Annotated in this window: 2 protein-coding genes; both read right to left on the reverse strand. The window is 74.1% G+C overall.

Going from position 1 to position 1,135, the window contains the following annotated elements; all coding sequences use genetic code 11:
• Positions 1-550, reverse strand: a 550-nt coding sequence (locus D471_RS33515) for an ABC transporter transmembrane domain-containing protein (RefSeq protein ID WP_040688886.1), incomplete at its 3' end; no start/stop codon positions are given.
• Between the two features lie 200 nt (positions 551-750).
• Positions 751-1,135 (reverse strand): cytochrome d ubiquinol oxidase subunit II (locus tag D471_RS0108315; protein WP_017598188.1); only part of this gene is annotated, 385 nt, incomplete at its 5' end.

Raw genomic sequence — 1,135 nt, forward strand, 5'->3', positions numbered from 1 at the left:
CCATGAAGATCGGGATCAGCGGCAGCGTCACCAGGATGACGATCCCCGAGATCCAGTCGGCCCAGAACACCACCGCCAGGACCGCGAGCGGGACGATCGCGGCCAGGACGAGCTGGGGCAGATAGCGGGCGAAGTAGTCGTCGAGCGCGTCCAGGCCCCGGGTGGCGAGGGTGACCAGCTCACCCGCCTTGGGGGAGCCCGGTTCGCCGTCGGCTCCCGGTTCGGCGGTCCACACCCGTCCGGAACCGGTCACGTGCGCGACCAGGCGTCGGCGCAGCTGCGACTTGGTGCGGGCGGCGCTGTGCAGGGCGGAGGCCTCCGCCGCGTACGACAGCAGCGCCCGAAGGACGGCGACCCCCGCCACCGCGGCGACCGACCACCCCAGCGTGTCCATCCCGGCGCCGCCCGCCGCCCCGGTGATCGCGTGGGCGAGCAGCCACGCCTGGACCAGGATCAGCCCGGTGACGAGCACACCGCTGACCACTGAGACGGCCAGATGGGCCCGGACCGCGTCGGCGGTCCGCACCAGGCGTGGGTCGAGCGGTTTCAACCGGGCCTCCTTTCCGGGAGATCGGTGCGCGGCCGAAGCGGCCGTCTTCGAGGACCCTACTCACCCGGCCGGCTTCGCGCCTCCCCTCCCGCCCGGCCTGTGGACAACGCCGGCGGAGGCTCCCACCACGGGTGTGCCGCGCGCGAAACGCCGGGCGATCCGTACGGGGCGATGCGTACGGTGCGTTCCGCGCGCGGTGTCTACGGGGCGGGGGTCGGGGCGGGGCCCGTCGAGCCGGCGGTCCCCTCCCCGGTCACCCGCTCGCCGGTGACCTGCGCGCCCGTCACCCTCCTGCGGAACACCCAGTAGCTCCACCCCTGGTAGAGGAGGACCAGCGGCAGGAACACCGCGGCCACCCAGGTCATCACCGTCAGCGTGTAGTCGGCCGAGGCCGCGTTCGCCACGGTCAGGTGGAACGCCGGGTCGGTCGTCGAGGGCAGGACGTTCGGGAACAGCGACCCGAACAGCGTGACGGACGCGGCCAGGACGGTCACGGCGGTCAGTGTGAAGGCCGTCCCCTCACGCCCGGACCGGGTCGCGGCGACCCCGCCCACCAGCGCGACCGCGGCCACGGCGGCCACCGGC

The organism is Nocardiopsis lucentensis DSM 44048 (assembly GCF_000341125.1).
In the GTDB taxonomy this organism is placed as follows: Bacteria; Actinomycetota; Actinomycetes; order Streptosporangiales; family Streptosporangiaceae; genus Nocardiopsis; species Nocardiopsis lucentensis.